Below are 4,522 nucleotides of genomic sequence, written 5' to 3'. Positions count from 1 at the left end.
GGCCGCGACCCCTCCCCCGGGACGGGCGTCCACCTGAGCGTGCTCCCACTCCCACCCCCACTGCCGCTCCCGCCCACCGGCCAGGGCCGGACCCCCGCGGGCGGCGCGGCCCCGCCCCGGCCGACCGTCAACGACCTCCTCCTGACGGCGGTCCACCTGACCCTGGCCGACTGGAACCGCCGGCACGGCCGTCCGCCCGGCCCGATCCACCTGTCGATGCCCGTCGACGACCGCCCGCACGGGCCGCTCGCCCCCCACGCCCCCATGGGCAACCACAACCACCTGGCCACCGTCCGCACCGACACCCCGCCGCCCGCCCCGGACGCCGCCGCCACCGTGCTGGACCGGATCGGCGCGCAGACCCGCGCCGCCAAGGCCACCCCCGTCGCCGACGGCGGCCCGGTCGCCGCCCTGGTCAGCACCCCGTGGCTGCCCGTCGGCGCCAAGGCCCCGCTGACCAGGGCGCTGCGCCGGCTCGCCGCACCCTGGACGTCCACCGCCCTGGTCAGCAACCTCGGCCGGGTCGCCCACCCGCTCGACTTCGGCCCCGCCGGCCGGGCCGACGCGCTCTGGTTCTCCGCACCCGTCCGGATGCCCCGCGGACTCTCCGTCGGCGCCCTCACCCTCGACGGAAGGCTGCACCTCACCGTCCGCCACTGCCACCGCCTGCTCGCCGAACCCGCCGCCGCCGAGATCGCCGGGCGCTGCGCCGAACTCCTGGCCGCCCTGGCCGCCGACGGGCGGCGCCGATGATCCTCGGCGTCGCCGTCGCGCTCCTCGCCAACGCCCTCTACAGCGCGGGCTTCGTCCTGGAGAAGCGCGCGCTGGCCGCCCTCCCCGCCCTGGACCCCCGCCGCCCGCTGCGGCTGCTCCGGGCCCTGGCCGGCTGCCCCGGCTGGCTGCTGGGGTTCACCGTGCTGGGCCTCGGCTTCGGCGCCCAGCTGAAGGTCTACCAACTGCTGCCGATCGCCGCCGCCCAGGGCGTCTTCCTCTCCGGGACGGTCCTCCTGATCGCCCTCTCCGCCGCCGCCCTGGGCGAACGCCCCGGCCGCCGGGAACTCCTCGCCACCGGCGTCATCCTGCTCGCCCTGCTCGCGGTCGTCGGCTCCCTCGGCGGCGGGGAGGCCGGCGGCGACCGGGTGGGGGCGGCGGCGCCCGTCCTGCCGCTGCTCGGCGTCTGCCTCCCCTGCCTCGCCCTCGGGCTCCTGCTCTTCCTCGCCTCGCTGCGCCGCGCCGGCCGCCGGCACCGCCGCAGCAGCTCCGGCGTGCCGTACGGGGTCGCCCTCGGGCTGCTGTACGGGGTGAGCTCGCTCGCCGTCAAGGGCATCTCGGCCGCGCTCGCCGACCGGCCGCCGGCCGCGGCGCTGCCGGAGCTCCTGCGCGGACCCCACCCCTGGCTGCTGGCCGCCACCGCGGCCGCCGGCCTCGCGCTGTCCCAGACCGCGCTCCAGCGCTGCCGGGCGTCCGTGATCGTGCCCGTCACGACGACCGTGTCCAGTGTCTTCACCGTCGTCGCGGGCACCGTCGTCTTCGGCGAACACCTGCCCGCCGAACCGCTCCGACTGGCGCTGCGCCTCGGCGGCACCGCGCTCGCCGCGTCCGTCCTGCTGACCCTGCCGCGCCACGACGAGCCGAACCCCCCACCCGTCCGCGAACGAAGGAGCCGCCATGCCGCGATCCGCTGAGCCCGACCCCCGTCTGCTCCCCCTGCTCGTCTGCCCGGTGGACAAGGGCCCGCTGGTCCACCTCCCCGAGGAGCACCTGCTCTACAACCCCCGGCTGCGGCGCGGCTACCCGATCCGGGACGCCGTGCCCCACCTGCGCCCGCACGATGCCCTCGCCCTCGACGACCACCGCCACCGGGGGCTGCTCGACAGGATCGAGGCGCAGCTGACCCGCACCGACTGACCCCGGAACCGGCGTCCTCCCGCGAGCCGGGCAGGCCGCGGCCGCCGCCCTCGGCAGCGCCCTCGGCGACCGCCATCCGCTGACGGCCAAGGCACGGCTCAACCTCGCCAACGCCTACGGCGACACCGGCCGCCACGGCGACGCTCAGGACCTCGAACCCCAGCCCTTCTGACCGTGCGGCCGACACCGTGCGGAACGGGAACGGGAACGGGAACGGCGCGGGCGGGGCGCGGATCGCGCCCCGCCCGCGCCGGGAGGAGGTGGGGAGGTGGGGGAGGTCAGGAGGCCGACTGCTCGCGGTCGCCCGCGGGGGCGGCCGCACGGGGCGCGGTGGCCGCTGCGGGGCGGCGCAGGAAGAGGTACAGGGTCGGCAGCAGGTACGCCGCCCACACCACGACCTGGAGGACCGTCGGGTCGGGCTGGAAGTTGAAGACGCCCTTGAGCAGGGTGCCGTACCAGCTGTCCTTCGGGACGGTCGTGCTGATGTCGAAGAGCCGGTCGTGCAGACCGGGCAGCAGCGCGGCCTCCTGGAGGTCGTGGACGCCGTACGCGAGCACGCCGGCCGCGACGACGACCAGCATCGCGCCGGTCCAGGTGAAGAAGCGGGCCAGGTTGATCCGCAGTGCGCCGCGGTAGAACAGCCAGCCGAGCGCGGTGGCGGTCAGCAGGCCGAGCAGGGCGCCGACGAGCGGGCGGACGCCGTCGCTGGTGGCCTGGACGGCGGTCCAGATGAACAGCGCCGTCTCCAGCCCCTCGCGGCCGACGGCCAGGAAGGCGGTGACCACCAGCGCCAGGGTGCCCATGGCGAGGGCGGCGTCGAGCTTGCCGTGCAGCTCCGCCTTGAGGTGGCGGGCGGTGCGGCGCATCCAGAAGACCATCCAGGTGACCAGGCCGACCGCGATGATCGACAGGCTGCCGCCGAGCAGTTCCTGGGCCTCGAAGGTGAGTTGGGTGGAGCCGTACTGCAGGACCGCCCCGAAGGCGAGGGAGAGGCCGACCGCGGCGCCGACGCCCGTCCACACGGGGGCCAGCCGGTCGCGGTTGCCGGTCTTGACCAGGTAGGCGATCAGGATGCAGACCACCAGGCTGGCCTCCAGCCCCTCGCGCAGACCGATCAGGTAGTTGGCGAACACTGTGAACTCCTTGCTGCCGGACGCAGGACCGACGGTCAGCCGAACAGGGCCTGGCCGAACCACTCGCCGGGCTTGCGGATGCCGGGCGGGCAGGCGTAGTGCCCGGAGCCGACGTGCTGGGTGTACTCGTCGTGCAGGACGTCGCGCGCGGCGAGCGCGGTCTGCACCGGGATGAAGCCCTTGCGGACGTCCCGCTGGTAGGCGAGGAAGAACAGGCCCGCGTCCAGTCGGCCGAGTCCGTCGGTGCCGTCGGTGAAGGAGTAGCCCCGGCGCAGGATGGTCGCGCCCTTGTTGCTGTCCGGGTGGGCCAGCCGTACGTGCGAGTCGGCGGGCAGCGAGGCGGGGTCGAAGGCGTCGTGCTCGCGCTGCCTGCCGATCGGCGCGCCCTCGGCCCTGGTCCGGCCGATGATCTCCTCCTGGTCGGCGAGCGGGGTGCGGTCCCAGGTCTCGATGTGCATCCGGATCCGCCGGGCGACCAGGTAGGAGCCGCCGGTCATCCAGTCGTGGCCGTCGCCGGGGGCCACCCAGACGTGCTCCGCCAGGGCCTTGGCGTCGGTGCCGGCGACGTTGCGGGTGCCGTCCTTGAAGCCCATCAGGTTGCGCGGGGTCTGGGCCTCGGGGGTGGTCGAGGAGGTCTTGCCGAAACCGAGCTGCGACCACCGGACGTTGACCACGCCCATGCCGATCCGGGCCAGGTTGCGGATCGCGTGGACGGCGACCACCGGGTCGTCGGCGCAGGCCTGGACGCAGAGGTCGCCGCCGCTGCGCGCGGGGTCCAGTGCGTCGCCGGGGAACTTCGGGAGGTCGACCAGGGCCTCGGGGCGCCTGCCCTTGAGCCCGAAGCGGTCCACGCCGTCCTTCTCGAACAGGGTGGGGCCGAAGCCGATGGTGAGGGTCAGCCGGGAGGCGGGCAGGCCGAGCGCCTCGCCCGTGTCGTCCGGCGGGGCCTCGGGGAGGTTGCCGGCGGTGCCGCGGCCGATCTCCTGGCCGGCGGTCATGGTGGCGGCGGCCTTCGTCCACTCCTTCAGCACCCTGACCAGCGCCTCGCGGTCCTTGGTGATGACGTCGAAGGCGGCGAAGTGCAGCCGGTCCTGGACCGGGGTGGCGATGCCGGCCTGGTGGTCGCCGTAGAACGGGACGGCGGCGGCGGAGTCGACCCCGGCGGGTTCGCTCCCGTCCCGGTGCATCGTCGCGGCGGCGACCGAGCCGACCGCGGCGGCGCCGAGGGCGACACCCGCCCCGGCCCAGCCGATGACGGCGCGCCGACCGATCGGAGCGGGCCGGGCGGTGTCCGCGGCCGGCGCGTCCGGGCCCGGCGCCGCCGCGGTCGGGGCGTCCTCGGCGGCGGTCGGTCCGGTCTGCCCGTCCCGGGCGGTCGGTTCGGACTGAGGGGTGTCGGCGGTCATGGCGGGCGGCCCTTCTGCTGCGGACCCGCCGCTGGCCTGGGGGGGGCCCGGGGGGGGGGGCCCCCCCCCCCCCGC

4 protein-coding genes and 1 pseudogene are annotated in these 4,522 nt (G+C 76.0%); 3 read left to right on the top strand and 2 right to left on the bottom strand.

The genetic code is table 11. The annotated features are described in order from the left end of the window. From ACWGB8_RS37905 to ACWGB8_RS37895, 3 genes and pseudogenes are all read left to right on the top strand, one after another. Positions 1-753: pseudogene (locus ACWGB8_RS37905) on the top strand (condensation protein); the annotation flags it as partial. After that, the gene (locus ACWGB8_RS37900; RefSeq protein WP_452218212.1) at positions 750-1,685 is read left to right on the top strand and encodes a hypothetical protein; all 936 of its coding nucleotides are present in this window, start codon (positions 750-752) and stop codon (positions 1,683-1,685) included. The pseudogene ACWGB8_RS37905 and the gene ACWGB8_RS37900, both read left to right, overlap by 4 nt. Beyond that, positions 1,669-1,908, top strand: coding sequence for a Trm112 family protein (locus tag ACWGB8_RS37895; RefSeq protein WP_452218211.1), 240 nt, complete (start codon positions 1,669-1,671; stop codon positions 1,906-1,908). The genes ACWGB8_RS37900 and ACWGB8_RS37895 overlap by 17 nt, the downstream gene beginning before the upstream one ends. A gap of 278 nt (positions 1,909-2,186) precedes the next feature. On the opposite strand, the gene efeU is transcribed toward ACWGB8_RS37895, so the two are convergent. Beyond that, positions 2,187-3,041: an iron uptake transporter permease EfeU gene (gene efeU, locus ACWGB8_RS37890; RefSeq protein WP_452218210.1), complete on the bottom strand. Its 855-nt coding sequence runs from the start codon at positions 3,039-3,041 to the stop codon at positions 2,187-2,189. Between the two features lie 35 nt (positions 3,042-3,076). Then, entirely contained in the window at positions 3,077-4,447 is a 1,371-nt protein-coding gene (efeB, locus tag ACWGB8_RS37885) for an iron uptake transporter deferrochelatase/peroxidase subunit (protein ID WP_452218209.1), read from the bottom strand. Positions 4,448-4,522: the final 75 nt, after the last annotated feature.

Source organism: Kitasatospora sp. NPDC054939 (genome assembly GCF_053610105.1).
Note: the sequence above shows the minus strand (reverse complement) of the source record. Positions and strands in the feature narration are given on the sequence as shown.

What these genes read in the sequence shown, in the direction of transcription:
- ACWGB8_RS37900 (WP_452218212.1), top strand. Translation starts at nt 750, where the DNA reads ATGATCCTCGGCGTCGCCGTCGCGCTCCTCGCCAACGCCCTCTACAGC.
- ACWGB8_RS37895 (WP_452218211.1), top strand. Translation starts at nt 1,669, where the DNA reads ATGCCGCGATCCGCTGAGCCCGACCCCCGTCTGCTCCCCCTGCTCGTC.
- efeB (WP_452218209.1), bottom strand. Translation starts at nt 4,447, where the DNA reads ATGACCGCCGACACCCCTCAGTCCGAACCGACCGCCCGGGACGGGCAG.